Origin of the sequence: Streptomyces sp. NBC_01788, assembly GCF_035917575.1 — a bacterium.
Classification (GTDB): Bacteria; Actinomycetota; Actinomycetes; order Streptomycetales; family Streptomycetaceae; genus Streptomyces.
The window spans coordinates 5,790,877-5,817,258 of sequence record NZ_CP109090.1; the positions used below are offsets into that span (position 1 = coordinate 5,790,877).

Here is a 26,382-nt window from a genome sequence, read left to right on the forward strand (position 1 = left end):
GGCGTTACGCTGCGGATCATGCTTGTCGCCGCCGCTGTCTGCCCCTGCCCGCCCCTCCTCGTGCCCGAGGTGGCCGCGGGAGCCGCACCCGAGCTGGACTCCACCCGGGCCGCCGGCACGGACGCGCTGGGCGTGCTCGCCGCCGCCCGGCCCGACCTGCTGGTGGTCGTCGGGCCCGCGGAGGCCTCCGGGAGTGGCCCCCAACCGGAGGGCGCCTGGGGCTCGTTCCGCGGCTTCGGCGTGGACCTGGAGGTACGGCTCGGCCGGGACACGGGTACCGGGTCCGGGGGCGAGCTGCCGCCCTCGCTCGCCGTCGCCGCCTGGCTCCTCGAGCGCACCGGCTGGTCCGACGCCCCGGTCGAGGGACTCGGCGTGGAGGAGTCACTGACGCCCGAGCGGTGCGCGGCGGCCGGCCGGGATCTCGCCGTGCGGGCCGGCCGCGTGGCACTGCTGGTGATGGGCGACGGCAGCGCACGGCGCACGCTCAAGGCGCCGGGCTATCTCGACGAACGGGCCGAACCCTTTGACACGAGCGTCGCCCGAGCGCTGGGGGAGGCCGACACGTCGGCTCTCATGGCGCTGGACGGTGTCCTGGCGCACGAACTGAAGGTGTCGGGCCGGGCCCCCTGGCAGGTACTGGCCGGCGCGGCCGAGGACGCCGGCCTCTCCGGCACCCTGCTTCACGACGACGCACCGTACGGAGTGGGGTACCTGGTCGCAGCCTGGTCGTGAGCCTGCTTCCGAGCGGGACGCGGCGCACGTCCTGGTCATGACCGGGACACGGCGCACACGGCGGATGGCCGGGAGACCCAGGGCCTCCCGGCCGTCCGCCGTCGCCCCTCAAGACGTGGGCGGCGGTCCCTCCGGCGGCGTCGGCGAGGCAGCGCCGCCCGGCGCCGTGCCGGTGCCCGGGTCCGGGCTCGTGCCCGGCTCAGGGGCGGTGCGGGTCTCCGGGCCCGTCTCGCCCTTGTGGGCGAGCCGGTCCATGGCGTGCTTGGCCTTGCCCGTACCCGCGTGGATCCTGTCGCTGTACTTGCCCTTGGTCTTCTCGTCGACCACCTTCGCGGCCTTGTCGAGGTTCTGCCCGATCGTGCCCCCGTGGCGCTGGGCGAGGTCCGACACCTTCTCCTTCGCCGGGCCGATCCTGGCCTTCATGTTGTCCAGCAGACCCATGGTTCACCTTCCCTGACGGGGCGGATTCCTGCTCCCCGGCGGTCGAGGTCCCCTCCGCCCCTTCGACCTCCGAAGGAGTCGCGCAAAAGCGCCCATACTCACTCGATACCCTACTCGTGCTACCCCCTCACCTGCCGTCACATGACTCGTGCGAGGGACCGCCCGCGGGGTTTGGGAGACTGGTGCGGTGAGCAGCGCACCCCCCGCCCCCCGCGTCATCGCCGTCGTCGGCCCCACCGCGGCCGGAAAGTCCGATCTCGGCGTCTTTCTGGCCCAGCGCCTCGGCGGGGAGGTCGTCAACGCCGACTCCATGCAGCTCTACCGAGAGATGGACATCGGCACCGCGAAGCTGACGCCCGAGGAGCGCGGTGGCGTCCCCCACCACCTGCTCGACGTCTGGGACGTGACGGTCACGGCCTCCGTGGCCGAGTACCAGCGGCTCGCCCGGGAACGGATCGACGCGCTGCTCGCCGAGGGACGCTGGCCGGTCCTGGTCGGCGGTTCCGGCCTGTACGTCCGCGGAGCCGTCGACAACCTGGAGTTCCCCGGCACCGACCCCGAGGTGCGCGCCCGTCTGGAGGACGAGCTCACGCTGCGCGGCTCCGGTGCGCTGCACGCCCGCCTCGCCGCCGCCGACCCGGAGGCCGCGCGGGCGATCCTGCCCAGCAACGGCCGCCGGATCGTCCGGGCCCTGGAGGTGATCGAGATCACCGGCCGCCCCTTCACCGCGAACCTCCCGGGCCACGACTCGGTCTACGACACCGTCCAGATCGGCGTCGACGTGGCCCGCCCCGAACTCGACGAGCGCATCGCGCGCCGGGTCGACCGCATGTGGGAGGCGGGGCTCGTGGACGAGGTGCGCGCGCTGGAGGCGCGGGGCCTGCGTGAGGGGCGTACCGCGTCGCGTGCGCTCGGCTACCAGCAGGTGCTCGCGGCGCTCGCGGGGGAGTGCACCCTCGACGAGGCGCGCGCGGAGACCGTGCGCGCCACGAAACGCTTCGCGCGCCGCCAGGACTCCTGGTTCCGGCGCGACCCCCGGGTGCACTGGCTGAGCGGGGCCGCGGCGGATCTCACGGAACTTCCGCATCTCGCCCTGGCGTTGGTCGAACGACCGGTTACAGCCTGATCACGTCATGGCATCGGGACGCCCAGGCCGTCATCCAGGCCTCCGGCGCCGTGCCATCATCAAGCTCGGATCGACCGAGTGAAGTCCTAGTTGGGAGGGCGCGTGGCGATGGAGGCCGGCCCTCGCGACACCGCACAAGACATCGACCGCATCACCGTGGAGCGCGGCGACGCGGAACCGGACGAGGGCTCGTTGAGCCCCGACGGGCCCGACGAGACGCAGGGCGGTGTGACCGCGGACGGACCCGGTCCCGAGGAGATGTTCCCCGGGCCCGAGGTGGAGGTCGAGCTGCGCCCGCAGCGGCGGCTGCGCATCTGGCAGCTGGCTCCGATCGTGAGCCTGGCCGTCGTCGGCTCGCTGATGTTCGCCTTCCCGCTGGCCTTCGACGGTGACAACGGCGCCGTGATCGCCATGCTGGGGCTGCTGATCTGCTCCTGCTCGGCGGGCTGGGGCATGATGGCCGCCCGCCGCGTGGGTCACACCTGGCCGGGCCTGCCGCCGCGCGGCTCCGGGCGGCGCCTCGACTGGCGGGTGATCGGCGCGTACATCGTCGTCGTCGCCGTGGTCGTGGTGCTGGCCGTCTGGCGCGTCGCGCGCCTGCGCTAAGGCCTGGCCGCCCGGTCCCGTTCATACCGCGGCCCCCGACTCACGTGATCACCGGCTGCCGGCCGGTGAACGTGATCACGGGGTTGTCGGAGCGACCCCGTACGATCGAGCCATGAGCACGCGCATCCCCTTCCTCAAGGGCCACGGCACGGAGAACGACTTCGTGATCGTCCCTGACCCGGAGAACGCCGTCGAGCTGTCCCCGGCGGCCGTCGCCGCCCTGTGCGACCGCCGCGCGGGCATCGGCGCGGACGGGGTGCTGCACGTCGTACGCTCCGCCGCGCATCCCGAGGCCCGCGCGATGGCGGCCGAGGCGGAGTGGTTCATGGACTACCGCAACGCCGACGGCTCCGTCGCGGAGATGTGCGGCAACGGCGTGCGGGTGTTCGCGCGCTACCTCCAGTACGCCGGACACACGACGGAGGGCGACCTCGCCATCGCCACGCGCGGGGGCGTGAAGACGGCGCACATCGCCAAGGACGGGGACGTCACCGTCGGCATGGGCAGGGCGACGCTCCCCGAAGGCGACGTCACCGTGAGTGTCGGCGAGCGCAACTGGCTCGCGCGCAACGTGAACATGGGCAACCCGCACGCGGTCGCCTTCGTCGACGACCTCGCCGACGCAGGCGAACTGCTCGCGCCGCCGCCCTTCAGCCCGGCCTCCGCCTACCCGGACGGCGTGAACGTCGAGTTCGTCGTCGACCGCGGTCCCCGCCACGTCGCCCTGCGCGTGCACGAGCGCGGCTCGGGCGAGACCCGCTCGTGCGGCACGGGCGCGTGCGCCGTCGCCGTGGCGGCCGCCCGGCGCGACGGCGCCGACCCGGCGGCCACCGGGGCCCCGGCGACGTACACGGTGGACCTGCCCGGCGGAACGCTGGTGATCACCGAGCGGCCGGACGGCGAGATCGAGATGACCGGTCCCGCAGTGATCGTCGCGGAGGGCGTGATCGACGCGAAGTGGCTGGAAACAACGGTCGGCTGACGGTCGGTCGGCTGGGCATCGTAGCCCTGGCGGCCCATGGGAAGGTCATACGTATGCCCGGAGACGGAAGCGGGCAGCGAATCCACGGCCCGTCCCCTGTCAGGTGACTGAAAACCGTAAACATCCTGGCCATCGCTCGATTGGGTGATCCGTTTCACGCTCGCCGGGAGACGGCCGGTCGGGCGTGCTGGGCTCGGTAGCATCAATCACCGGCCCGGACGGGGGATCCGTTGCCAACCCCTGTGCCGAGAACGCCCTGGGGCGCCCCGTCCGCCGGTCCACGCAGTCGGAGGTGCCCATGAGTGCGGATGCCACGAATCCTGCGGCCCCGGGCCCGGTGGCTCCCGCCGGGCCCCGACGCAGAGCCCGCCCGCGGATCGACCTGCGCCGGCTCGGCCGTGCCGCGGTGCTCGGCCCGACCGCCCGCGACCGGCTGCCCGACGCCATCGGCCACGTGGCCGAGGCCCACCGCGCGCACTTCCCCGAAGCCGACCTCGAACCGCTGCGCCGGGCCTACGTCCTGGCCGAGTCCTCGCACCGCGGCCAGATGCGCAAGAGCGGCGAGCCCTACATCACGCATCCGCTCGCCGTGACCCTCATCCTCGCCGAACTCGGCGCGGAGACCACGACGTTGACCGCGTCCCTGCTGCACGACACCGTCGAGGACACCGACGTGACGCTGGACCAGGTCCGCGAGCAGTTCGGCGAGGAGGTCCGCTACATCGTCGACGGCGTCACCAAGCTGGAGAAGGTCGACTACGGCGCGGCCGCCGAGCCCGAGACCTTCCGCAAGATGCTCGTTGCCACCGGCAGCGACGTCCGCGTGATGTCGATCAAACTCGCCGACCGGCTGCACAACATGCGCACCCTCGGCGTGATGCGCCCGGACAAACAGGCCCGCATCGCCAAGGTGACCCGGGACGTCCTCATCCCCCTCGCCGAACGGCTCGGCGTGCAGGCGCTCAAGTCCGAGCTGGAGGACCTCGTCTTCGCGATCCTGCACCCCGAGGAGTACGCGCACACGCGCGAGTTGATCGCGGAGAACGCGGGCCGACCGGGCGACCCGCTCACCGAGGTCGCAGAGCAGGTGCGCGGAGTGCTGCGCGAGGCCGACGTGCCCGCCGAAGTGCTCATCAGACCGAGGCACTTCGTCTCCGTGCACCGGGTCTCCCGCAAGCGCGGCCGGCTGCGCGGCTGCGACTTCGGCCGGCTGCTGGTCCTGGTGAACGAGGACGCCGACTGCTACGCCGTCCTCGGCGAACTCCACACCTGTATGACGCCCGTCGTCTCGGAGTTCAAGGACTTCATCGCCGTACCCAAGTTCAACCTCTACCAGTCGCTGCACACCGCCGTCGCCCGCGAGGACGGACAGGTCATCGAAGTCCTCATCCGCACCCACCAGATGCACAAGGCCGCCGAGGCCGGGGTCGTCGCACTCGGCAACCCCTACGCCCCTCCCGCCGAGGAGCACACCACGAGCGACGGTGAGCGTGCCGACCCCACCCGCCCCGGCTGGCTCTCCCGCCTCCTCGAATGGCAGCGGGCCGCGCCGGACTCCGACACCTTCTGGTCCACCCTGCGCGAGGACCTCGCCCAGGACCGCGAGATCACCGTGTTCCGGCCCGACGGGGGGACCCTTGGCCTGCCCGAGGGCGCCACGTGCGTGGACGCCGCGTACGCCCAGTACGGCGAGGACGCGCACGCGTGCATCGGCGCCCGAGTCAACGGCCGCCTGGCGACCCTGAGCACCGTCCTGAAGGACGGCGACAGCGTCCAGCTCCTGATGGGCCAGGACCCGGCCTCCGAGCCCTCCCGGGAATGGCTGGACCACGCCCACACCCCGGCCGCCCGCATCGCCATCCAGCGCAGGCTGGCCACCCGCCAGTCCGCGGTGGACCGGGCTCAGGACGCCGACGGGGATGCCGCACCGTCGCAGGCCGACGCTGCACCGTCGCAGGTCTCCGGACCCCTCGGGACGGTCCAGGCGGCCGGGCCGGCCGTGAAGACCGCCTTCGGGCCCCGCACGGCGAGCGTCGTGGTCGCCGGCCGGCCCGACACGGCCGCACGACTCGCGGGCTGCTGCACACCTGTGCCGCCCGACGCGATCACCGGCTTCGCCGTACGCGGGGGAGTGGTGACGGTGCACCGCCTGGAGTGCGCGGCGGTCGGGCGGATGAGGAGTGCGGGGCGCGCCGAGTTCGGCGTGCACTGGGGGGAGACGACGGCGTGCCGTGTCACGCTGCTCGCTGAATCGTTCGGCCGCCCCCATCTGCTGGCCGACCTGACCGAGGCCATCGCCATCGAGGGCGTCGAGATCATCTCCGCCACCGTGGCCCCGCCGGCACAGCAGCGCGTCCGCCACACGTACACCCTCCAACTCCCCGACGCGGCCGGGCTCCCGGCCCTGATGCGCGCCATGCGCAACGTCCCGGGCGTCTACGACGTGAGCCGGACGCAGCCTCAGCCGCCGGGGCTGTGAGCCGCGCGGGTCCTTTTTTCGCGTGTGGCGCCGGGCTGCTGACCATGTGTCCGGCCCGCCGCCCGCGCGTCGAGCCTGCCGCCCGCACGCCCATCTCGCCGCCCGCGTGTCCGGGGCGCCCGCTCTCGGCACGCGCGCGCCGCCCCACCGCGCTTCAGGTACACCCCCGTGCCCCGGCGCGCCCCCGCGCTTCCGTGGCGCTCGGCGTGCTCCCGTCGGGCCCTTTCGGGTGGGTTGGGCGCGCGTCGGCGCGGTCGGGTGGGTGGGCGCTGGTAGCGGTGGTGCATGCCGCTGAGCCTTGGATCACGTGTTCCGCTTCGCCTGAAGGCGACTCTCCTCGCGTCCGCCGTCTCCGTCTGTCTCGTCGCCGCGAGCGCTCCGCCCGAGCCGCTGGGCATCGGCGACCGGCTCTTCCCTCACCTGGGCAACCCCGGGTACGACGTGTTGTCGTACGACCTGTCGTTCACCTATGGCGGTGACAACGCCAAGCCGCTCCAGGCCGTCACCACGATCGACGCGTGGACCACCGAGGATCTGGAGCGCGTGAACCTCGACTTCGCGCACGGCACGGTGAACTCCGTGGAGGTCGACGGCCTGTCGGCCGAGTTCGCCATCGCGGGCGAGGATCTCGTGGTCACCCCCAAGATCCAGCTGCCCCAGGGAAGTTGGATGCGCATCACCGTGCGCCACACCAGCGACCCCATGCCCGTGAAGGACCGCGACGGCGGCTGGGTGCGCACCTCGGACGGCCTGGCGATGGCCAACCAGGCCGACGCCGCCCACCTGGTGTTCCCGTGCAACGACCATCCCTCCGACAAGGCGATGTTCACCTTCCACATCACCGCGCCCGAGGGGTACACGGCCGTCGCCAACGGCCTTCCGGCCGGTGTCACACGGACCGGCGGGACGACGACCTGGTCGTACCGCACCGGGCATCCGATGGCGACCGAGCTGGCTCAGGTGTCCATCGGCCGCTCCGCGGTGGTGCACCGGACCGGCCCGCACGGCCTGCCGCTGCGCGACGTCGTCCCCACCGAGGACCGCGAGGCCCTCGAACCGTGGCTGGCCAGGACTCCCGACCAGATCGCCTGGATGGAGAGCAAGGTCGGAACGTACCCCTTCGAGACGTACGGCCTGCTCATGGCCTCCGCCGCCACCGGCTTCGAACTGGAGACGCAGACACTGTCCCTCTTCGAGAAGAAGCTGTTCACCGAGCCCGCCTACCCCCGGTGGTACGTCGAGTCGGTCATGGTGCACGAGCTGTCCCACCAGTGGTTCGGCGACAGTGTCAGCCCGCGCACCTGGTCCGACCTGTGGCTCAACGAGGGCCACGCCACCTGGTACGAGGCCCTGTACGCCGACGAGAAGGCGGAGAAGCCGCTGGAGACCCGGATGAAGGCCGCCTACGGTGCCTCCGACCGCTGGCGCGCGGTCGGCGGACCGCCCGCGCGACCCAAGCCGCCGAAGGCCGGCCAGAAGATCGGCATCTTCCGGGCGAACGTCTACGACGGCTCCGCGCTCGTCCTGTACGCGCTGCGCCAGGAGATCGGCAAGCCGGCCTTCGAGAGCCTGGAGCGCGCCTGGGTGCAGGCCCACCGGGACGGCACGGCCACCACCGCCGACTTCGAGCGCCTGGCCTCGGGCATCGCCGGACGCGACCTGAGCGGGTTCTTCCAGGCCTGGCTCTACGGCGAGAAGACCCCGCCCATGCCCGGTCACCCCGACTGGAAGCAGGCCCCGCCGCCGGAGACGGAGAAGAAGAAGTGAGCGGAAGTGAGCGGAAGTGAGGGGAAGCGAGAAGAAGCGGCCGGAAGCGATCGGCGGTGCCGGGGCGGGCCACCGGGGCGGGCCACCGGGAGGAGGGAACCGGAGTAATAACGCCGTGACGAGACGGGCCGTACCGTGCGACCATCTTCAGACCGGCGCGAGCACGGGCCACGGGAATCTCCCGGGGTACCCGTACGTTGTGACATGTGACGGACTCTCCCACCACGTAAGGACCAAATGACCTCCTCTTCTTCCTCTTCCCAGTCGTCCGAGGCGTCCCAGGACAGCAAGCGCCTCGCGCACTCCTACCCCGAAGGTCTCCGGGCCGATGCCCTGATGGAAGAGGACGTCACCTGGAGCCACGAGTTCGACGGAGAGCGGGACGGCGATCAGTTCGACCGTTCCGAGCGGGCTGCACTGCGCCGTGTCGCGGGACTGTCCACCGAGCTCGAGGATGTCACCGAGGTCGAGTACCGCCAGCTCCGCCTGGAGCGGGTCGTGCTCGTCGGCGTATGGACCTCGGGGACCGCGCGGGACGCGGACAACTCCCTGGCCGAACTCGCGGCCCTCGCGGAGACCGCGGGTGCGGTCGTGCTCGACGGCGTGATCCAGCGCCGCGACAAGCCCGACGCGGCCACCTACATCGGTTCCGGCAAGGCGAACGAGCTGCGGGACGTCGTCCTGGAGTCGGGCGCGGACACCGTCATCTGCGACGGTGAGCTCAGCCCGGGCCAGCTCATCCACCTCGAGGACGTCGTCAAGGTCAAGGTCATCGACCGTACGGCCCTGATCCTGGACATCTTCGCCCAGCACGCCAAGTCCCGGGAGGGCAAGGCGCAGGTCGCGCTCGCCCAGATGCAGTACATGCTGCCGAGGCTGCGTGGCTGGGGTCAGTCGCTGTCCCGGCAGATGGGCGGCGGCAGCGGCGGCGGCCTCGCCACGCGTGGTCCCGGTGAGACCAAGATCGAGACGGACCGTCGGCGGATCCGCGAGAAGATGGCGAAGATGCGCCGGGAGATCGCGGAGATGAAGACCGGCCGCGAGATCAAGCGCCAGGAGCGGCGCCGCAACAAGGTGCCCTCCGTCGCCATCGCCGGTTACACCAACGCCGGCAAGTCCTCCCTGCTCAACCGGCTCACCGGCGCGGGTGTCCTGGTCGAGAACGCCCTGTTCGCGACCCTGGACCCGACCGTGCGCCGGGCCGAGACCCCGACCGGGCGGCTCTACACGCTGGCGGACACCGTCGGCTTCGTCCGGCACCTGCCGCACCACCTGGTCGAGGCGTTCCGCTCCACGATGGAGGAGGTCGGCGACTCCGACCTCATCCTGCACGTGGTGGACGGGTCGCACCCCGACCCGGAGGAGCAGCTCGCCGCGGTGCGCGAGGTGATCAGGGACGTCGGCGCCACCGACGTACCCGAGATCGTCGTGGTCAACAAGGCCGACGCGGCCGACCCGCTGGTGCTCCAGCGGCTGCTGCGGATCGAGAAGCGCTCGATCGCCGTCTCGGCCCGCACCGGGCAGGGCATCACCGAGTTGCTCGCGCTGATCGACAGCGAGCTGCCCCGGCCGTCCGTCGAGATCGAGGCGCTGGTGCCCTACACCCACGGCAAGCTGATCGCCCGCGCCCACACCGAGGGCGAGGTGATCTCCGAGGAGCACACCGCGGAGGGCACCCTGCTCAAGGCCCGGGTGCACGAGGAGCTCGCGGCGGAACTGGCACCGTACACGCCCGCCCCCGCGCTCTGATCCCAGCCGCACGGCCCGAGGGCCCGCCCCCTGTCACAGGGGGCGGGCCCTCGGCGTACCAGCGGGCCGGATCACCGGCCGCCGTACGTCCTGCTCATGTTCTGGTACAGCGCCTCCGCGCCCCGCCCCAGCTGCGGACCCGCCAGCCAGGTGTGGTCCGACGGGCCGATCGAGGTGTTGGACACCAGCTTGGTCTTTCCGCCCACCACACGGAACCAGCCGCCGCCGGAGGAGCCGCCGGTCATGGTGCAGCCGATGCGGTACATCGTCGGGAGCGACGGGCTCAGCGAGAGCCGGCCCGGCCGGTCGACACAGCGGAACATCTTCAGACCGTTGTACGGAGGCGCGGCCGGGTAGCCCCAGGCACCCATCGTGGCGACCCGGGCCGCCGGGGGCGCGGAGAAGTCCACGTCCAGGGCCGCACCGACGGTCTCCTCCAGCGACCGGGAACCGGACTCCGGCTTCACATGCAGCACGGCGTAGTCGTACGCCGCGCCCGCGCCGCCCGTCTCCGCACCGCCCTGGATCCACTGGCCGGAGGTGGACGCCCAGTCCGCCCACCAGGCGCCGTACGGGGCGACCTCGGAGGCGCGCGCGTTGCTCAGCCGCGCCGCGGACTTGCCGAGGTCGTTGTACGACGGGACGAAGGCGATGTTGCGGTACCAGCCGCCCTTCTTGCCCGCGTGCACGCAGTGGCCGGCCGTCCACACCAGGTTGGACCTGCCCGGGTGGTTGACGTCCTTGACGACCGTGCCCGAGCAGACCATCGAACCCTGGGGCGAGTCGAAGAAGACCTTGCCGACCGGGGCCGCGTTGTCGTGGTAGGGCGTCTTCTCCGCCTGCGCGCGGACCGGCCGCGGCGCCGGGTCGCTGACACCCTGGTCGGCGACGGCGTCCTGGGTGGAGACCGTCTTGTTCGCCTCCTGGGCGGACTGCATCCGCTCGGGCTTCCACAGGCCCTTGATCACCGGGTTGACGAAGTCCTTGGCCTCACTGAGCCACTTGTCCTTGTCCCAGTCCTTCCAGCCGCCGCGCTGCCATTTGTCGACATCGATGCCGTGCTCCTTGAGCTTGTCCGCGATGTCGGCCGGAATCCTGACCTTGTCGTCGCTGCCGCCGTCGTCGCTGCCGCGGTCCGCGGTCCGCGGGGCGGTGGTGTCCGGCGTGCCGGCGGCGTCGGTCTTGCCCGAGGAGCCGGCGCAGGCGGTGGCGGTGAGCGCCAGGGCCGCGACGAGGCCGGTGGCGGCCAGGACGGTGCGCCGGCGCGCGCGCCGGGGCGTGGCGGACCTACGTATGAGCGGCATGATGCGATGAACCCCCGTCGGTTGGTGTGAACGCCGTGCGCGCCCGGCCCGAGCGCCCCTTGGTGCTTGGTGCTTGGTGCTTGGTGCTTGGTGCTTGGTGCTTGGTGCTTGGTGCTTGGTGTCGTGCGCGCGGCGGGACGGTGAAGGTTCCCGTGAGAAGGCCCCCGTCAGGCGCCCCGCCGTCGTGACGGCCTACTGTCCGGCGAACTTGCCGCTGACCGCGTCGTACACGCTCTTGGCCGCCGGGCCCAGTCGCGGACCCGCCAGCCAGCCGGCCGTCACGGGACCGATCGAGGTGTTGGAGACCAGGGCGGGCTTGCCGTCCGAGCCGGCCGCGACCCAGCCGCCGCCGGAGGAGCCGCCGGTCATGGTGCAGCCGATGCGGTACATCGTCGGGTCCGAGGCGTTCAGCGACAGCCGGCCCGGCTTGTCCTGGCACTGGTACAGCCGCTGCCCGTCGTACGGGGGCGCGGCCGGGTAGCCGGTCGCGGTCAGGCTCCGCACCTTGGGCACGGCCGGGGCGGCGAAGTCCACGGGGAGCGCCGCACCGACGGTCTCCTCCAGCGACCGGCCGCCGCCGCCCTGCTCGGGCGTCACATGGATGACCGCGAAGTCGTAGGCGGCACCCTGCCCTCCGGTCGGACCGCCCTGCTCGATCCACTGCTCCGAGGTCTGCGTCCAGTCCCCCCACCACACGCCGTACGGGGCGACCTCGTCCTTGGCGGCGTTCTGCAGATCGGCGGTGCTGCGGCCCGCGTCGTTGTACGAGGGCACGAAGGCGATGTTGCGGTACCAGCCGCCCTTCTTGCCGGCGTGCACGCAGTGGCCGGCCGTCCACACGAGGTTGGACTTGCCCGGGTGGGCCGGGTCCTGAACGACCGTCGCCGAGCAGACCATCGTGCCCTCGGGGGAGTCGAAGAACACCTTCCCCGCCGTCGCCGCGTTCGCGTGGTACGCCGGCGAGACCGCACGCGCCGTCACCGGGGCCGGAGTCGGGTCGGTGACCCCCTGGTCGCCCGAGAGATCGTTGTCGACGCCCTTGTCCGGGTCCTTGGCGCGGCGCATCCGCTCGGGATCCCACAGGTCCTTGATGATCGGGTTGACGTAGTCCTTCGCCTCACGGAGCCAGTCGTCCTGGTTCCAGTCCTTCCAGGCGCCGTTCTTCCACTTGTCGATGTCGATCCCGTGTTCCTTGAGCTTCTTCCTGATGTCGTCCGGGATCTTGATCTTTCCGTCGCTGGTTCCGCCCGTGTCGTCGGCGGTCGCGACGGCGGAGGGCCGCCCGTCGGCCTCGCTGTCGCCCGAGTCGCAGCCCGTGGCGAGGAGCGCGAGCCCCGAGGCCAGGGCAACGGCGGTCAGCACGGGGGAGGTTGTGCGGCTGGCGCCCCCTCCTCGACGCGCGGTGAAGAACGGGCGTATGGGTCGCATGCTCTGACTCCCCCTGCTAAGAACGGACTTGCTGCTTGCCGTCGCATTCCCACCGTTAATCCGGGGCCGGTTCACCCCGGCCCCGCGGCGTGCGCGAACGGCACCACACACTATGCGTTCGGCGTGGGGGCCCGCCGACGGAACGGCAACGGTTTCGCTACGGGCAGTGGTTCCGCCACAGGCGGTTCCCCGGTCAGGCGGTTCGCCCCGGGTCCTGCCCCTCAGCGGGTCCGTGCGGAGTGCGCCGCGGCACCGTCGCCACCGCAGAGGCGGCTCAGCGCCCCGACCGCGTCCCGCAGGCCGACGCAGCGGGGGAAGTCCCGACAGGCCCGACGCTCCCATCCCGGACCGGCGGGCAGGACGGCAGACCGCCCACGCGCCCCCGGCGCCCCCCACTCCAGAGCCGCGACCCGCCGGGCCAGCGGCACCGACGCGGTGGAGCGGGCCTGCGACCACAGGACCACGGCGGTCGGACCGGTACGCCGCACGCAGGCCAGCAGCGCCTCCACCGGCACCGCGGCGCCCAGCATCCGGGTCGGCACCCCACGCTCGCCCAGCGCCGCGTTCAGCGCCTCCAGGGGGAGGGAATGCTGCTCACCGGGCACGCAGGCCAGCACCACCGGCGGAACGTCCACCCGGACCGCGGCGCGGGGCAGCAGCAGCGGCATGCTGCGCAAGGTGGTCGAGACCTGCCAGGACAGCAGGTGCTCCACCTCCACGTACCGCTCGCCGGACGACACCCACTTGCGGCCCACCGCGCGCAGGGTCGGCACCATCACCTCCTCCCACGCCACGGTCAGCCCGTACCGCCGGACCGCGTCCAGCAGCCGGCTCTCCAGCTCCGGCGCGTCCAGGCGCACCGCGGCACGGGCCAGGCCCCGGCACTCCTGCCGCACGTCCCCCAGCGGCAGCCCGCTGCCGGCGCCCCCACGGAGGGGCGGCTCCCCCGCCCCGGACGACGACGCGCGCCGGGCGGAGGGCACGGCGGGGGACGGTTCGGCCCGCCCGGGCGGGCCGCCGCGCCTGAGGCGGGTCACCCGGGCGGCTTCGGCCGGGGGCGCGCCCGCCGACGTCAGCCGGCACATCTCCTCCACCATCGCGATGTCCTGGGGACTCCAGCGTCGGTGCCGTCCCCCCTCCCGCACGGCGGGCCCCAGTCCGTAGCGGCGGTCCCAGGAGCGCAGGGTGGTCGGGGAGACGCCCAGGCGGCGGGCCAGAGCTCCCGTGGTCAGCCCCGCCACGGGCGGTGTCTCGTCGCTCATGCCCTCGGTCCTCGCGCCTGCTCCGCCGGTTTCGCCTGCGATCCCGATCCTCATTGTCCGACGTCCCGTGCGAGACCGCCGCGGATTGGTCACACCACCCCCGGGACCGGCGCGCCGACGAGCAACGATCCCTGACGCCGGGGATCTTGAGCGCACCCGTAACCGTGCGCACCGTCCGGGGTTGTAGCGGTGAGGGTCCTGATGTCCGCGTCCGGGACCCCCGCGCCGTGGGCGGTGACTCGCCCCGGCAGCGCGAGAGGCCGGCGCCTTGCGTCAGTGGCAGGCCGACGCCCTGGAACAGCGGGAGGACAAGGAGCCGTGACCGTGACGGAGTCTGCGCCCGGAAGCTGCGCGTCCGCGGGGGCGCACGCCTCGCTCGAGGGGATCCTGCGGCGGCAGTCGGCGCGCGAGTCGGCGGCGCGCACCTATGCGCGAGCCCTGCCGATCGTGCCCGTAAGGGCCCGCGGGCTCACCGTCGAGGGCGCGGACGGCCGCCGCTACCTGGACTGCCTTTCCGGCGCGGGCACCCTTGCCCTCGGCCACAACCACCCCGTCGTCCTGGAGGCCATCCGCAAGGTCCTCGACTCCGGCGCGCCCCTGCACGCCCTCGACCTCGCCACACCCGTCAAGGACGCCTTCGTCACCGAGCTGTTCCACACCCTGCCGCCCGGACTCGCCGGCCGGGCACGCGTGCAGTTCTGCGGCCCGGCCGGCACGGACGCGGTGGAGGCCGCCTTCAAACTCGTCCGGGCCGCCACCGGCCGCACCGGGATGCTGGCCTTCGCCGGCGCCTACCACGGGATGACGGAGGGAGCGCTCGCCGCCTCGGGCCACGCCGCAGACGTACGGGTCGCGCGCCTGCCCTATCCGCAGGACTACCGCTGCCCCTTCGGTGTCGGCGGCGCACGCGGAGCCGAACTCGCCGCCCGCTGGACCGAGTCGGTCCTGGACGACCCGAAGTCGGGCGTACCGCTGCCCGCCGGGATGATCCTCGAACCCGTCCAGGGAGAGGGCGGGGTGATTCCCGCCCCGGACGACTGGATGCGGCGCATGCGCCGGATCACCGAGGAGCGGTCGGTCCCACTGATCGCCGACGAGATCCAGACAGGGGTGGGCCGCACGGGCACCTTCTGGGCGGTGGAGCACAGCGGTGTCACACCGGACGTGATGGTGCTGTCCAAGGCCATCGGCGGCAGCCTTCCGCTGGCCGTCGTGGTCTACCGCGCCGACCTGGACGTCTGGGAACCCGGCGCCCACGCGGGAACGTTCCGCGGGAACCAGCTCGCCATGGCCGCCGGCACGGCCACCCTGGCCCATGTCCGCGAGAACCGCCTGGCCGAACACGCCGCCTCCCTCGGCTTCCACATGCTGACCCAACTCCGTGACCTGGCCGGCCACTTCCCCTGCGTAGGCGAGGTACGCGGCCGCGGGCTCATGATCGGCCTCGAACTGGTGGATCCGGAGGGGGACTTCGAGAGGGACAGCGGGGGCAGCGCGGCGGCCGGGTCGGGAGGGACCGGTGTGGAGGCGCCGGGCACGCCGGGAAGCTCGGGCAGGGGGACGACTGGAACGACGGCGGTGGTGGACGGTCTGGTGGTAGCGGAGCAGCGTCGCGCCGGGGCCGGCCGGGCGTCGGGAGACGAGGCATTCGGCCGCTGCGGCGCCCGGGAGTTGCCGTCGGCGAGGGGCGATGACTGGGGTCTCGGCGCGGATGGCTGTGTGGATGACAGCCCGGGGCCCGCGTCGCCCCGTGTCCGAGAGCCCCGTCCCGCCGCACCCGAACTCGCCGCCGCCGTCCAACGGGAGTGCCTGCGGCGGGGCCTGATCATCGAACTCGGCGGCCGCCACGCGAGCGTCGTACGACTCCTTCCCCCGCTGACGATCACCGACGAGCAGGCCGTCGCGGTGCTTGGCCGCCTGGCCGACGCGGTCGAGGCTGCGACCCGAAGCCACACCGGCCTGGACGGCCAGAAGCGCGGGACCCCTCGGAGGCAGCCGCGACTCACCGGCCGCTCGGAAGGCGCGGGGTAACACACACCCTCCGGCCGTCGTCGTCGGCCGGTGCCCGGGACGAACAGGTCCAGGCTGGCACTGGCCGCGCGCGACCGACCCGGCCCGAGCCACCGGTGCCGGAGCCGGACGGGCCGACCAGTTCACGCGACGTCCGACGCCCCACGCCCGACGCCCGCGTCCGACGCTCGCCCTGCCGAACCCCTGACCCCACGGGCCGGACGGCCCGCCGAAAGCGACCACCCCGCTCCGCCCAGCCGCCCCACCGGCACAGCCCGAAACTCCCGGATACCCCCGGATGCGCACCCCCTCCGAGCCCACCGCTCACCCGTATCGCTCCACTGCCGCCCTGACCGCCGCCCCCACGGTCGCCCAACCGGCCCGTCATCGGCCGGACACGTCGACCCGAACGTCACCCGAGGAGCCGTCTTGAACCTCACCCCCATCCCCCACGGCCGCTCCCGCCGCACCCCCGACCCGGCCGAGACGGTCCCCCGTCAGCCAAGAAGGACATCGGCCGCTCCACGGCCCGACGGCACACCCACCGACCTCCTGGAACACCCCGACCCGCACACCGCCGCCCAGGCCGCGGCCGTGGAGAACCTCCTGCGCTGCTGGGTGCGCGAGACCGGCGCCGCCGCTCCCTGCTACGGCACCCTCCGCATCCCCCTACGGGCCGGCGGGACGGCTCTGCTCGTGCCCGTCCACCACTGGTCCCCGACGGGCTGGCACCGCTTCGGCCTTCCGTACCTGGCCGACGCCCCGGAGGACGCCCCGCCGGCCGACGCCGTCACGGTCGCCACCCTGCTCGCGCGGGAAGCACGCGTCAGGAACGGCGTCCCCAGACCCTCGCGGGAGCCCGCGACCGTCGACCCGTCACCCGAGCGGACTTCGGCCGAGCCCTGCGACACCGCCGCACTCGACCTCGTCGCCCGTGTCGCCGACTCCGTTCGTGGCACCACCCTCTTCCTGCGCGACCGCCGGCACCGTCCCACCGACGGAACCGACCGCTTCCTCTCCGCCGAGCAGGCCCTCCTGCTCGGGCATCCGCTGCACCCGACCCCGAAGAGCCGCGAGGGCCTGTCGGAAGCCGAGGTCCGCCACTACTCGCCCGAATCGCGAGGCTCCTTCCCGTTGCACTGGCTGGCGGTCGCCGACTCCGTACTCGCCACCGACTCCGCCTGGACCGAACGCGGCCGGACTGTACCCGCGGGGCTGCTCACCGCCCGGCTCGCCGGAGCGGAGCTGCCCCTGCCCGACGGATATACCGCCCTGCCGCTGCACCCGTGGCAGTCGCGCGAGGTACGCCACCGCCCAGGTGCGGCGGCCCTGCTCGACGCGGGACTCCTGCGCGACCTCGGCCCCTGTGGGCCGTCCTGGCATCCCACCTCCTCCGTACGCACCGTCCACCGCACCGGCGCGGCCGCCATGCTCAAGCTGTCGCTGGGCCTGCGCATCACCAACTCCCGTCGTGAGAACCTCCGCAAGGAACTGCACCGGGGTGTGGAGGTCCACCGGCTGCTACGCAGTGGTCTCTCCCAGGAGTGGCACGCGGCGCACCCCGGCTTCGACATCGTCCGCGACCCGGCCTGGCTGGCCGTGGACAACCAGGACGGGACACCGATGCCGGGGCTGGACGTGATGATCCGGCACAACCCGTTCCATGCCGGGGACGACGTCTCCTGCGTCGCGGGACTCGTGGCACCCCGGCCCTACCCCCGGGCCGGCGCACCCCTCTCCCTGCGGTCCCGCCTGGCCGAGGTCGTCACCGGCCTCGCCGTCCGCACCGGCCGTCCGTCGAGAGCCGTCGCCACCGAGTGGTTCCTGCGCTACCTCGAACACGTGGTCCGCCCCGTGCTGTGGCTGGATGGCGAGGCCGGGGTCGCCCTGGAGGCGCACCAGCAGAACACGCTGCTCCTGCTGGACGACGAGGGCTGGCCCGCGGGCGGTCGCTACCGCGACAACCAGGGCTACTACTTCCGTGTCTCCCGGCACGCGGAGCTCGACGCACGGTTGCCCGGCATCGGCGAGCACAGCGACACCTTCGTCTCCGACGACGTCACCGACGAACGCTTCGCCTACTACCTCGCCGTCAACAACGTGTTCGGTCTGATCGGCGCCTTCGGCTCCCAACGGCTCGCCGACGAGCGGCTGCTGCTGGCCGCCTTCCGCCGCTTCCTCGCCGTCACGGCCTCCGGCCCGGCCCGCATGCGCTCCACCCTGCCGGCCCGCCTGCTCGACTCCCCGGTGCTGCGCTGCAAGGCCAACCTGCTGACCCGGCTGCACGGCCTCGACGAGCTCGTCGGCCCGGTCGACACCCAGTCCGTCTACGTCACCATCGCCAACCCCCTGTTCCTCTGACCGTTCCTCTGCCCCGCACTCCGACGTGACTTCGACTCCCGTCCTCCGTAGACCTTCCTTCCGAGAGGAGCGCGCCATGCCTCCCACCGACGCCGAAGCCGCCACCGGGCAGGCGCCGGCAACCGCTCCCCACCTCCGCGTGACCGAGGCGGGTACCGATGGAGCGGACACGCTCGAACTGCGACTGCCGGACGACTTCGTCGCGCGCTTCGGCGGGACGACCGGGACGCGCACCCCGGCCGTGGCCGACCTGCTCGACGGCGTGGGTGACTGGGGCCCCACCCTCACCCCCGCCGGCGCGTTCCAGTTGGTTCCCGTCCGGCTGGAGCGGGATCTGCCGCTGATCAGCCGCTGGATGAACGACCCCGCCGTCGCGGAGTTCTGGCAGCTGGCCGGGCCGCAGGACGTGACCGAGATCCATCTGCTCGCGCAACTCGACGGCGACGGCCGCAGTGTCCCCTGTATCGGCCTGCTCGAGGGCACGCCGATGAGCTACTGGGAGATCTACCGGGCCGACCTCGATCCCCTGGCCCGGCACTATCCGGCCCGGCCGCACGACACCGGTATCCATCTGCTGATCGGCGGCGTCGCCGACCGTGGGCGAGGGCTCGGCAGCACCCTGCTCAGAGCCGTGGCCGACCTGGTGCTCGACCGACGCGTCCCCTGCGCCCGCGTCCTCGCCGAACCCGACCTGCGCAACGCACCCTCCGTGGCCGCTTTTCTGAGCGCCGGTTTCCGGTTCGCCGCCGAGGTCGACCTGCCCGCCAAGCGGGCCGCCCTCATGATCCGCGACCGGTCACTGCGTGATCTGCTGTGACAGTGAGCCCCAGTGCCATCACGTCTGGTACACCGCCCGGGCCGATCCGGTTCCCACCCCGCCGGACGGGAGTAGGAGATCCCCAGCCACCGGAACTCGCCTTGATCGCCCGATTGTCAGTCCCGAGCCGTAGGGTGGTCGCGCTATGACGAAGCCCTCCCTCCCCGAACTCCTGCATGCCGCCGTCGCCGCCGTCGGCGGTTCGGAGCGCCCCGGCCAGGTGACCATGGCCCAAGCCGTCGAGGACGCGATCGACGACGGCTCGCATCTGCTGGTCCAGGCCGGCACCGGCACCGGAAAGTCCCTCGGCTACCTCGTGCCCGCCCTCGCCCACGGGGAGAGAGTGGTCGTGGCCACCGCCACCCTCGCCCTCCAGCGCCAGCTCGTCGAGCGGGACCTGCCGCGCACGGTCGACGCACTGCACCCGCTGCTGCGCCGCCGCCCGGAGTTCGCCATGCTCAAGGGCCGGTCGAACTATCTGTGCCTGCACCGCCTGCGCGAGGGCATGCCGCAGGACGAGGAGGAGGGACTCTTCGACCAGTTCGAGGCTGCCGCGCCGACCAGCAAGCTGGGCCAGGACCTGCTGCGGCTGCGCGACTGGGCCGACGAGACCGAGTCCGGCGACCGCGACGACCTGACGCCCGGAGTGTCCGACCGGGCCTGGGCGCAGGTGTCGGTCTCGTCGCGGGAGTGCCTGGGCGCCTCCAAGTGCGCCTACGGCGCCGAATGCTTCGCCGAGATGGCCCGTGAGCACGCCAAGCTCGCCGAGGTCGTCGTCACCAACCACGCGCTGCTCGCGATCGACGCCATCGAGGGCGCGCCGGTCCTCCCGCAGCACGAGGTGCTCATCGTCGACGAGGCGCACGAGCTCGTCTCACGAGTCACGGGCGTCGCCACCGGTGAGCTCACCCCCGGCCAGGTCAACCGCGCGGTGCGCCGTGCCGCCAAGCTGGTGAACGAGAAGGCCGCCGATCAGTTGCAGACCGCGGCCGAGGGCTTCGAGCGTCTGATGGAACTGGCCCTGCCCGGCCGCCTGGAAGAGATCCCCGAGGACCTCGGCTATGTGCTGCTGGCACTGCGGGACGCCTCGCGCAATGTCATCTCCGCCCTGGGCGCGACCCGTGACAGGTCGGTCCAGGACGAGGACGCCGTCCGGAAACAGGCGCTGGCCTCGGTGGAGAACGTGCACGACGTGGCGGAGCGCATCACCAACGGTTCCGAGTGGGACGTCGTCTGGTACGAGCGCCACGACCGCTTCGGCGCCTCCCTGCGCGTCGCTCCCATGTCCGTCTCGGGCCTGCTGCGGGAGAAGCTCTTCGCGGACCGCTCCGTCGTCCTGACCTCCGCGACCCTCAAACTGGGCGGCGACTTCAACGGCGTCGGCGCCTCCCTCGGTCTCGCGCCGGAGGGCACCGAGGGCGACGACGTGCCGCAGTGGAAGGGGGTCGACGTCGGCTCCCCCTTCGACTACCGCAAGCAGGGCATCCTGTACATCGCCAAGCACCTGGCGCGTCCCGCGCGGGACGGTGACCGGGGCGACATGCTCGACGAGCTGACGGAGTTGATCCAGGCGGCTGGCGGACGCACGCTCGGTCTGTTCTCCTCCATGCGGGCGGCCCAGCTGGCCGCCGAGGAGCTGCGGGGCCGTATCCCCGAGTTCCCGATCCTGCTCCAGGGCGAGGAGACGCTGGGCGAGCTGATCAAGAACTTCGCGGCGGACCCGAAGACGTGCCTCTTCGGCACGCTGTCGCTCTGGCAGGGCGTGGACGTCCCCGGACCCGGCTGTCAGCTGGTCGTCATGGACAAGATTCCGTTCCCGCGCCCCGACGACCCGGTGATGAGCGCCCGCCAGAAGGCCGTGGAGGACGCCGGAGGCAACGGCTTCATGGCGGTGGCCGCCACCCACGCGGCGCTCCTCATGGCCCAGGGCGCCGGACGTCTCGTACGGGCCTCGGGGGACCGGGGTGTGGTCGCCGTGCTGGATCCGCGTCTGGCGACCGCCAGGTACGGCGGCTATCTGAAGGCGTCGCTGCCCGACTTCTGGCACACCACGGACGGCAACCAGGTCCGCAAGTCGCTGGCGGCCATCAACGCGGTGGCCGAGGAGGAGGGCAAGTGACCGTGGGGGCGGTCTGACCGGTGGTGGTCAGGCCACCCCCACGATCCGCAAGCACGGTGACCGGAGCCGCCTCGTACGACCAGGCGACGCACAGCACGGAGCCCCGGAACCGGCGCAGGGGTCCCGGGGCCCGATCAAGGGGGCAGGTGGGCGAGTCCGCCCGGCGCGGTTCTCACACGCGCCGCAGGACCGCCACCACCTTGCCGAGGATGGTCGCTTCGTCGCCCGGGATCGGCTCGTACGCCGCGTTGTGCGGGAGGAGCCAGACGTGGCCGTCCTCGCGCTTGAAGCGCTTGACGGTGGCCTCGCCGTCGATCATCGCGGCCACGATGTCGCCGTTCTCGGCGACCTGCTGACGGCGGACGGTGACCCAGTCGCCGTCGCAGATCGCGGCCTCGATCATCGAGTCGCCGACGACCTTCAGGACGAAGAGCTCTCCGTCGCCGACCAGCTGCCGGGGCAGGGGGAAGACGTCCTCGACCGACTCCTCGGCGAGGATGGGACCACCGGCGGCGATCCGGCCGACCAGAGGGACGTACGAGGCGGCCGGCTTGCCGACTGTGTCCGTCGGCTGCAACGCGGTGGCCTGGTCGGAGCCGCGGACCTCGTACGCGCGCGGACGGTGCGGATCACGCCGTAGGAACCCCTTGCGCTCCAGGGCCATCAGCTGGTGTGCGACCGAGGAGGTGCTGGAGAGGCCGACGGCCTGCCCGATCTCCCGCATCGACGGCGGATAGCCGCGCCGCTGCACGGAGTCCCTGATGACCTCGATCACCCGGCGCTGACGGTCGGTGAGGCCCGAGCTGTCCGCCCGGATGCCCGGAGGTCGGCCCGGCAGGGAGCGCTTGTGCCCCTCGGGATTCGTGGCTTCGTTCATCGCATGCACCGGCTCGAGTCGGCCCTGGGAGCGGTCCTGGGCAGTGATGGTGGCACTGTCTGCGGTGGTGGTCACGTCGGCCCCTCTCGATGGTCTCCCTCCGGCACAACGGTAGTTGCTTTCGAAAGGTTGCGCCAAACACACGTTCGAGTGAAAAAACGCCGACAGCCGGACTTGATCACGTTTCTGGGTGTAAGGGCAGTGCGGTGACCGGCAGGCAAAAGCGCTCATTGTTGTACTCTTCACCGCCGGGACGGCGACCTCGTGGGCGGCTGCCCCAGTCTGCCATCCGGTATGCCGTCATCCGGGTGCCGCCTCCCGTCTGCCCGGGAGTCCCACGCGTCCTCCGTGCGGCGCTCACGGTATATCCGTAAGCTCCCCCGGCGGGCGCGGGCGCCACCGGCGTGTTGCCCGCGGTGGCGCCGGTGCGCGCCGCGTGGCCGCATCACGCGACACGCGCGTATCGCCTGCCCCAATGGAGTCGATCCCCACATGTAGTGGTTGGATGGCTACAGCGGCCCACAGATTGTGTTCCCCCCGGTCTTCGCGCCGCCGTTCATCGCCTATGCTTGTGCCTGCTTCGCGGGGCCCATGGGTCTGGTGAGGTCATTGAGTCTGCTGTGAGGAGGGTTGGAGTCCATGCACTGCCCCTTCTGCAGGCACCCCGACAGCCGCGTGGTCGACAGCCGCACCACGGACGACGGCACGTCCATCCGCAGGCGCCGCCAGTGCCCTGACTGCTCCCGTCGGTTCACGACGGTGGAGACGTGCTCGCTCATCGTGGTCAAGCGGTCCGGAGTCACCGAGCCCTTCAGCCGGATCAAGGTCATCAACGGTGTGCGCAAGGCCTGCCAGGGGCGGCCGGTCACCGAGGACGCCCTTGCCCAGCTGGGCCAGCGGGTCGAGGAGGCGGTGCGCGCCAGCGGCAGCGCCGAGGTGGCCGCTCACGAGGTGGGGCTCGCCATACTCGGCCCCCTGAAGGAGCTCGACCTCGTCGCCTATCTGCGGTTCGCGTCCGTCTACCGGGCGTTCGACTCGCTGGAGGACTTCGAGTCCGCCATCGCGGAACTCAGAGAAGGAACGGTGCACCCCGCCGCGCAGGACGGCGACGGCGCTTGCGCGGGGTGCCAGGAAGACGGCCGCGGGCGCGGTGGGACGGCTGAGGTCCCCCCGCCCGCAGGCGCCGCCGACTGAGCAGCGGGCCGGTCAGGATGACGCGTCCTGACCCGGCTCGGCGGCGGTGAGTGAGACCGGTCGTGGGTGGCAGCGAGGGCGCCCGCGACGCCAGACAGAACACCGTGCTCCGGAACAACAGGGGCACTTCAGGGCGTTTACGCCCGTACAGGGAGGCGGCATGACAGAGACGGCGAGCGGTCCGGCACGAGGTTCCCGAGCCAAGGGCACCAAGGCCAACAAGGGACTGCGTATCGAGCGCATCCACACCACCCCCGGCGTGCACCCGTACGACGAGGTGGCCTGGGAGCGCCGTGACGTCGTCATGACCAATTGGCGCGACGGCTCGGTCAACTTCGAGCAGCGTGGCGTCGAGTTCCCCGACTTCTGGTCGGTGAACGCGGTCAACATCGTCACCAGCAAGTACTTCCGCGGTGCCGTCGGTACTCCGCAGCGCGAGACCAGCCTCAGGCAGCTGATCGACCGCATCGTGAAGACGTACCGGCAGGCCGGCGAGGACAACAAGTACTTCGCCTCGCCCGCCGACGCCGAGATCTTCGAGCACGAGCTGGCCTACGCGCTCCTGCACCAGATCTTCAGCTTCAACAGCCCCGTCTGGTTCAACGTCGGCACCAAGCAGCCCCAACAGGTCTCCGCCTGCTTCATCCTGTCCGTCGACGACTCCATGGAGTCGATCCTCGACTGGTACAAGGAAGAGGGCATGATCTTCAAGGGCGGCTCCGGCGCCGGCCTGAACCTCTCCCGCATCCGCTCCTCCAAGGAGCTGCTCTCCTCCGGCGGCAACGCCTCCGGGCCCGTCTCCTTCATGCGCGGTGCCGACGCCTCCGCCGGCACCATCAAGTCCGGCGGCGCCACCCGCCGCGCGGCCAAGATGGTCATCCTCGACGTCGACCACCCCGACATCGAGGACTTCATCCAGACCAAGGTCAAGGAGGAGGAGAAGATCCGCGCCCTGCGCGACGCGGGCTTCGACATGGACCTCGGTGGCGATGACATCACCTCCGTCCAGTACCAGAACGCCAACAACTCGGTCCGCGTGAACGACACGTTCATGAAGGCGGTCTCGGAGAGCGGGACGTTCGGCCTGCGCGCGCGGATGACCGGCGAGGTCATCGAGCAGGTCGATGCCAAGGACCTGTTCCGCAAGATGGCGGAGGCCGCCTGGGCCTGCGCCGACCCGGGCATCCAGTACGACGACACGATCAACCACTGGCACACCTGCCCGGAGTCCGGCCGCATCAACGGCTCGAACCCCTGCAGCGAGTACATGCACCTGGACAACACGTCCTGCAACCTCGCCTCGCTGAACCTGATGAAGTTCCTCAAGGACGACGGCCAGGGCCACCAGTCCTTCCAGGTCGAGCGCTTCGCCCAGGTCGTCGAGCTGGTCATCACGGCGATGGACATCTCCATCTGCTTCGCGGACTTCCCGACCCAGAAGATCGGGGAGAACACCCGCGCGTACCGCCAGCTGGGCATCGGCTACGCCAACCTCGGCGCGCTGCTGATGGCGACGGGCCACGCCTACGACTCCGACGGCGGCCGCACCCTCGCCGGAGCCATCACCTCCCTGATGACCGGTACCGCCTACAGGCGCTCGGCCGAGCTCGCCGCGGTCGTCGGCCCGTACGACGGCTACGCCCGCAACTCCCAGCCGCACCTGCGGGTCATGAAGCAGCACGCCGACGCCAACGCCACGGCCGTCCGCATGGACGACCTGGACACGCCGGTCTGGGCCGCCGCCACGGAGGCCTGGCAGGACGTGCTGCGGATCGGCGAGAAGAACGGCTTCCGCAACTCCCAGGCGTCCGTCCTCGCGCCCACCGGCACCATCGGCCTGGCCATGTCCTGCGACACCACGGGCGTCGAGCCCGACCTCGCGCTGGTCAAGTTCAAGAAGCTGGTCGGCGGCGGCTCGATGCAGATCGTCAACGGCACCGTCCCGCAGGCCCTGCGCCGCCTGGGCTACCAGGAGGAGCAGATCGAGGCGGTCGTCGCCCACATCGCCGAGCACGGCAACGTGATCGACGCCCCCGGCCTCAAGCACGAGCACTACGAGGTGTTCGACTGCGCCATGGGCGAGCGCGCCATCTCCCCGATGGGCCACGTCCGCATGATGGCCGCGATCCAGCCGTGGATCTCCGGCGCCATCTCCAAGACGGTCAACATGCCGGAGTCGGCGACCGTCGAGGAGATCGAGGAGATCTACTTCGAGGCGTGGAAGCTGGGCGTCAAGGCGCTCGCCATCTACCGCGACAACTGCAAGGTCGGTCAGCCGCTCTCCGCGAAGAAGAAGGACGAGAAGACCGAGGTCGCCAAGAAGGCCGAGGACACGATCCGCAGCGCGGTCGAGAAGGTCGTCGAGTACCGCCCGGTCCGCAAGCGGCTGCCCAAGGGCCGGCCCGGCATCACCACCTCCTTCACGGTCGGCGGCGCCGAGGGCTACATGACCGCCAACTCCTACCCTGACGACGGTCTCGGCGAGGTCTTCCTGAAGATGTCCAAGCAGGGCTCCACCCTCGCGGGAATGATGGACGCCTTCTCGATCGCCGTGTCGGTGGGCCTCCAGTACGGCGTGCCGCTGGAGACGTACGTCTCGAAGTTCACCAACATGCGCTTCGAGCCGGCCGGCATGACCGACGACCCGGACGTGCGGATGGCGCAGTCGATCGTCGACTACATCTTCCGCCGCCTGGCGCTGGACTTCCTGCCCTTCGAGACGCGCTCCGCGCTCGGCATCCACTCCGCCGAGGAGCGTCAGCGCCACCTCGAGACCGGCTCCTACGAGCCGGCCGACGACGAGGTCGACGTCGAGGGCCTGGCCCAGTCGGCGCCGCGCCAGACCGACCTGAAGGCGGTCGCCACGCCGAAGGCCGAGGTCGAGTCGGCGAAGCCCGCGCCCCAGCAGGCGCACACCAGCGCCGAGCTGGTGGAGATGCAGCTCGGCATCCAGGCCGACGCCCCGCTGTGCTTCTCCTGCGGCACGAAGATGCAGCGGGCCGGCTCCTGCTACATCTGCGAGGGCTGCGGCTCGACCAGCGGTTGCAGCTGAAAATGACCATCCTCGATGTGTCCCCTGCCTTCGATTTCGAGGGAAGTTGTGACACAGATGGCATGAGGCGCATGTG

At 71.8% G+C, this 26,382-nt stretch carries 18 protein-coding genes; 13 read left to right on the forward strand and 5 right to left on the reverse strand.

Features of this window, described 5'->3' with window-relative positions:
- Positions 1 to 18 precede the first annotated feature (18 nt).
- Complete coding sequence (locus OIE49_RS26240; RefSeq protein ID WP_326804402.1) at positions 19 to 732, forward strand: class III extradiol dioxygenase subunit B-like domain-containing protein; 714 nt, start codon at positions 19 to 21, stop codon at positions 730 to 732.
- A 108-nt stretch (positions 733 to 840) separates the two neighbouring features.
- Here the strand turns inward: OIE49_RS26240 and OIE49_RS26245 are convergent, their stop codons facing one another.
- Entirely contained in the window at positions 841 to 1,173 is a 333-nt protein-coding gene (locus tag OIE49_RS26245; protein ID WP_326804403.1) for an antitoxin, read from the reverse strand.
- A 187-nt stretch (positions 1,174 to 1,360) separates the two neighbouring features.
- Here OIE49_RS26245 and miaA point away from each other — a divergent pair, with 187 nt between their 5' ends.
- The 6 genes from miaA (at position 1,361) to hflX (ending at position 9,882) form a co-directional block, all read left to right on the forward strand.
- The gene (gene miaA, locus OIE49_RS26250) at positions 1,361 to 2,299 is read left to right on the forward strand and encodes a tRNA (adenosine(37)-N6)-dimethylallyltransferase MiaA (RefSeq protein ID WP_326804404.1); all 939 of its coding nucleotides are present in this window, start codon (positions 1,361 to 1,363) and stop codon (positions 2,297 to 2,299) included.
- Positions 2,300 to 2,407: 108 nt separating this feature from the next.
- The gene (locus OIE49_RS26255; RefSeq protein ID WP_326806333.1) at positions 2,408 to 2,905 is read left to right on the forward strand and encodes a hypothetical protein; all 498 of its coding nucleotides are present in this window, start codon (positions 2,408 to 2,410) and stop codon (positions 2,903 to 2,905) included.
- Between the two features lie 112 nt (positions 2,906 to 3,017).
- Positions 3,018 to 3,887: a diaminopimelate epimerase gene (gene dapF, locus OIE49_RS26260; RefSeq protein ID WP_326804405.1), complete on the forward strand. Its 870-nt coding sequence runs from the start codon at positions 3,018 to 3,020 to the stop codon at positions 3,885 to 3,887.
- Positions 3,888 to 4,185: 298 nt separating this feature from the next.
- The gene (locus tag OIE49_RS26265) at positions 4,186 to 6,366 is read left to right on the forward strand and encodes a RelA/SpoT family protein (RefSeq protein ID WP_326804406.1); all 2,181 of its coding nucleotides are present in this window, start codon (positions 4,186 to 4,188) and stop codon (positions 6,364 to 6,366) included.
- A gap of 285 nt (positions 6,367 to 6,651) precedes the next feature.
- Complete coding sequence (locus OIE49_RS26270) at positions 6,652 to 8,133, forward strand: M1 family metallopeptidase (RefSeq protein WP_326804407.1); 1,482 nt, start codon at positions 6,652 to 6,654, stop codon at positions 8,131 to 8,133.
- A gap of 237 nt (positions 8,134 to 8,370) precedes the next feature.
- Positions 8,371 to 9,882: a GTPase HflX gene (gene hflX / locus OIE49_RS26275; protein ID WP_100570729.1), complete on the forward strand. Its 1,512-nt coding sequence runs from the start codon at positions 8,371 to 8,373 to the stop codon at positions 9,880 to 9,882.
- A gap of 71 nt (positions 9,883 to 9,953) precedes the next feature.
- Here hflX and OIE49_RS26280 read toward each other — a convergent pair whose 3' ends face one another.
- The 3 genes from OIE49_RS26280 to OIE49_RS26290 form a co-directional block, all read right to left on the reverse strand.
- Positions 9,954 to 11,186 (reverse strand): trypsin-like serine peptidase, encoded by a 1,233-nt coding sequence (locus OIE49_RS26280; RefSeq protein ID WP_326804408.1) that lies wholly within the window; start codon positions 11,184 to 11,186, stop codon positions 9,954 to 9,956.
- Positions 11,187 to 11,378: 192 nt separating this feature from the next.
- Positions 11,379 to 12,614 carry a trypsin-like serine peptidase gene (locus OIE49_RS26285; RefSeq protein ID WP_326804409.1) on the reverse strand — a complete coding sequence of 412 codons (1,236 nt, stop codon included), beginning with the start codon at positions 12,612 to 12,614 and terminating at the stop codon, positions 11,379 to 11,381.
- 221 nt (positions 12,615 to 12,835) lie between these two features.
- Positions 12,836 to 13,876, reverse strand: coding sequence for a MerR family transcriptional regulator (locus OIE49_RS26290; RefSeq protein WP_326804410.1), 1,041 nt, complete (start codon positions 13,874 to 13,876; stop codon positions 12,836 to 12,838).
- A gap of 318 nt (positions 13,877 to 14,194) precedes the next feature.
- Here OIE49_RS26290 and OIE49_RS26295 point away from each other — a divergent pair, with 318 nt between their 5' ends.
- The 4 genes from OIE49_RS26295 to OIE49_RS26310 all read left to right on the forward strand — a co-directional run bounded on the left by OIE49_RS26295 (position 14,195) and on the right by OIE49_RS26310 (position 21,183).
- Entirely contained in the window at positions 14,195 to 15,907 is a 1,713-nt protein-coding gene (locus OIE49_RS26295) for a diaminobutyrate--2-oxoglutarate transaminase family protein (protein WP_326804411.1), read from the forward strand.
- Between the two features lie 408 nt (positions 15,908 to 16,315).
- Complete coding sequence (locus tag OIE49_RS26300; RefSeq protein ID WP_326804412.1) at positions 16,316 to 18,247, forward strand: IucA/IucC family protein; 1,932 nt, start codon at positions 16,316 to 16,318, stop codon at positions 18,245 to 18,247.
- Positions 18,248 to 18,323: 76 nt separating this feature from the next.
- Positions 18,324 to 19,064 (forward strand): GNAT family N-acetyltransferase, encoded by a 741-nt coding sequence (locus tag OIE49_RS26305; protein ID WP_326804413.1) that lies wholly within the window; start codon positions 18,324 to 18,326, stop codon positions 19,062 to 19,064.
- Positions 19,065 to 19,209: 145 nt separating this feature from the next.
- Entirely contained in the window at positions 19,210 to 21,183 is a 1,974-nt protein-coding gene (locus tag OIE49_RS26310) for an ATP-dependent DNA helicase (RefSeq protein ID WP_326804414.1), read from the forward strand.
- A 172-nt stretch (positions 21,184 to 21,355) separates the two neighbouring features.
- Here the strand turns inward: OIE49_RS26310 and lexA are convergent, their stop codons facing one another.
- Positions 21,356 to 22,135: a transcriptional repressor LexA gene (gene lexA / locus OIE49_RS26315; RefSeq protein ID WP_100570721.1), complete on the reverse strand. Its 780-nt coding sequence runs from the start codon at positions 22,133 to 22,135 to the stop codon at positions 21,356 to 21,358.
- Between the two features lie 564 nt (positions 22,136 to 22,699).
- Between lexA and nrdR the strand changes: the two genes are divergently transcribed.
- Together nrdR and OIE49_RS26325 are read left to right on the forward strand one after the other, a co-directional pair.
- Complete coding sequence (gene nrdR, locus OIE49_RS26320) at positions 22,700 to 23,254, forward strand: transcriptional regulator NrdR (RefSeq protein ID WP_100570720.1); 555 nt, start codon at positions 22,700 to 22,702, stop codon at positions 23,252 to 23,254.
- Positions 23,255 to 23,414: 160 nt separating this feature from the next.
- Entirely contained in the window at positions 23,415 to 26,306 is a 2,892-nt protein-coding gene (locus tag OIE49_RS26325; protein WP_326804415.1) for a vitamin B12-dependent ribonucleotide reductase, read from the forward strand.
- Positions 26,307 to 26,382 lie beyond the last annotated feature (76 nt).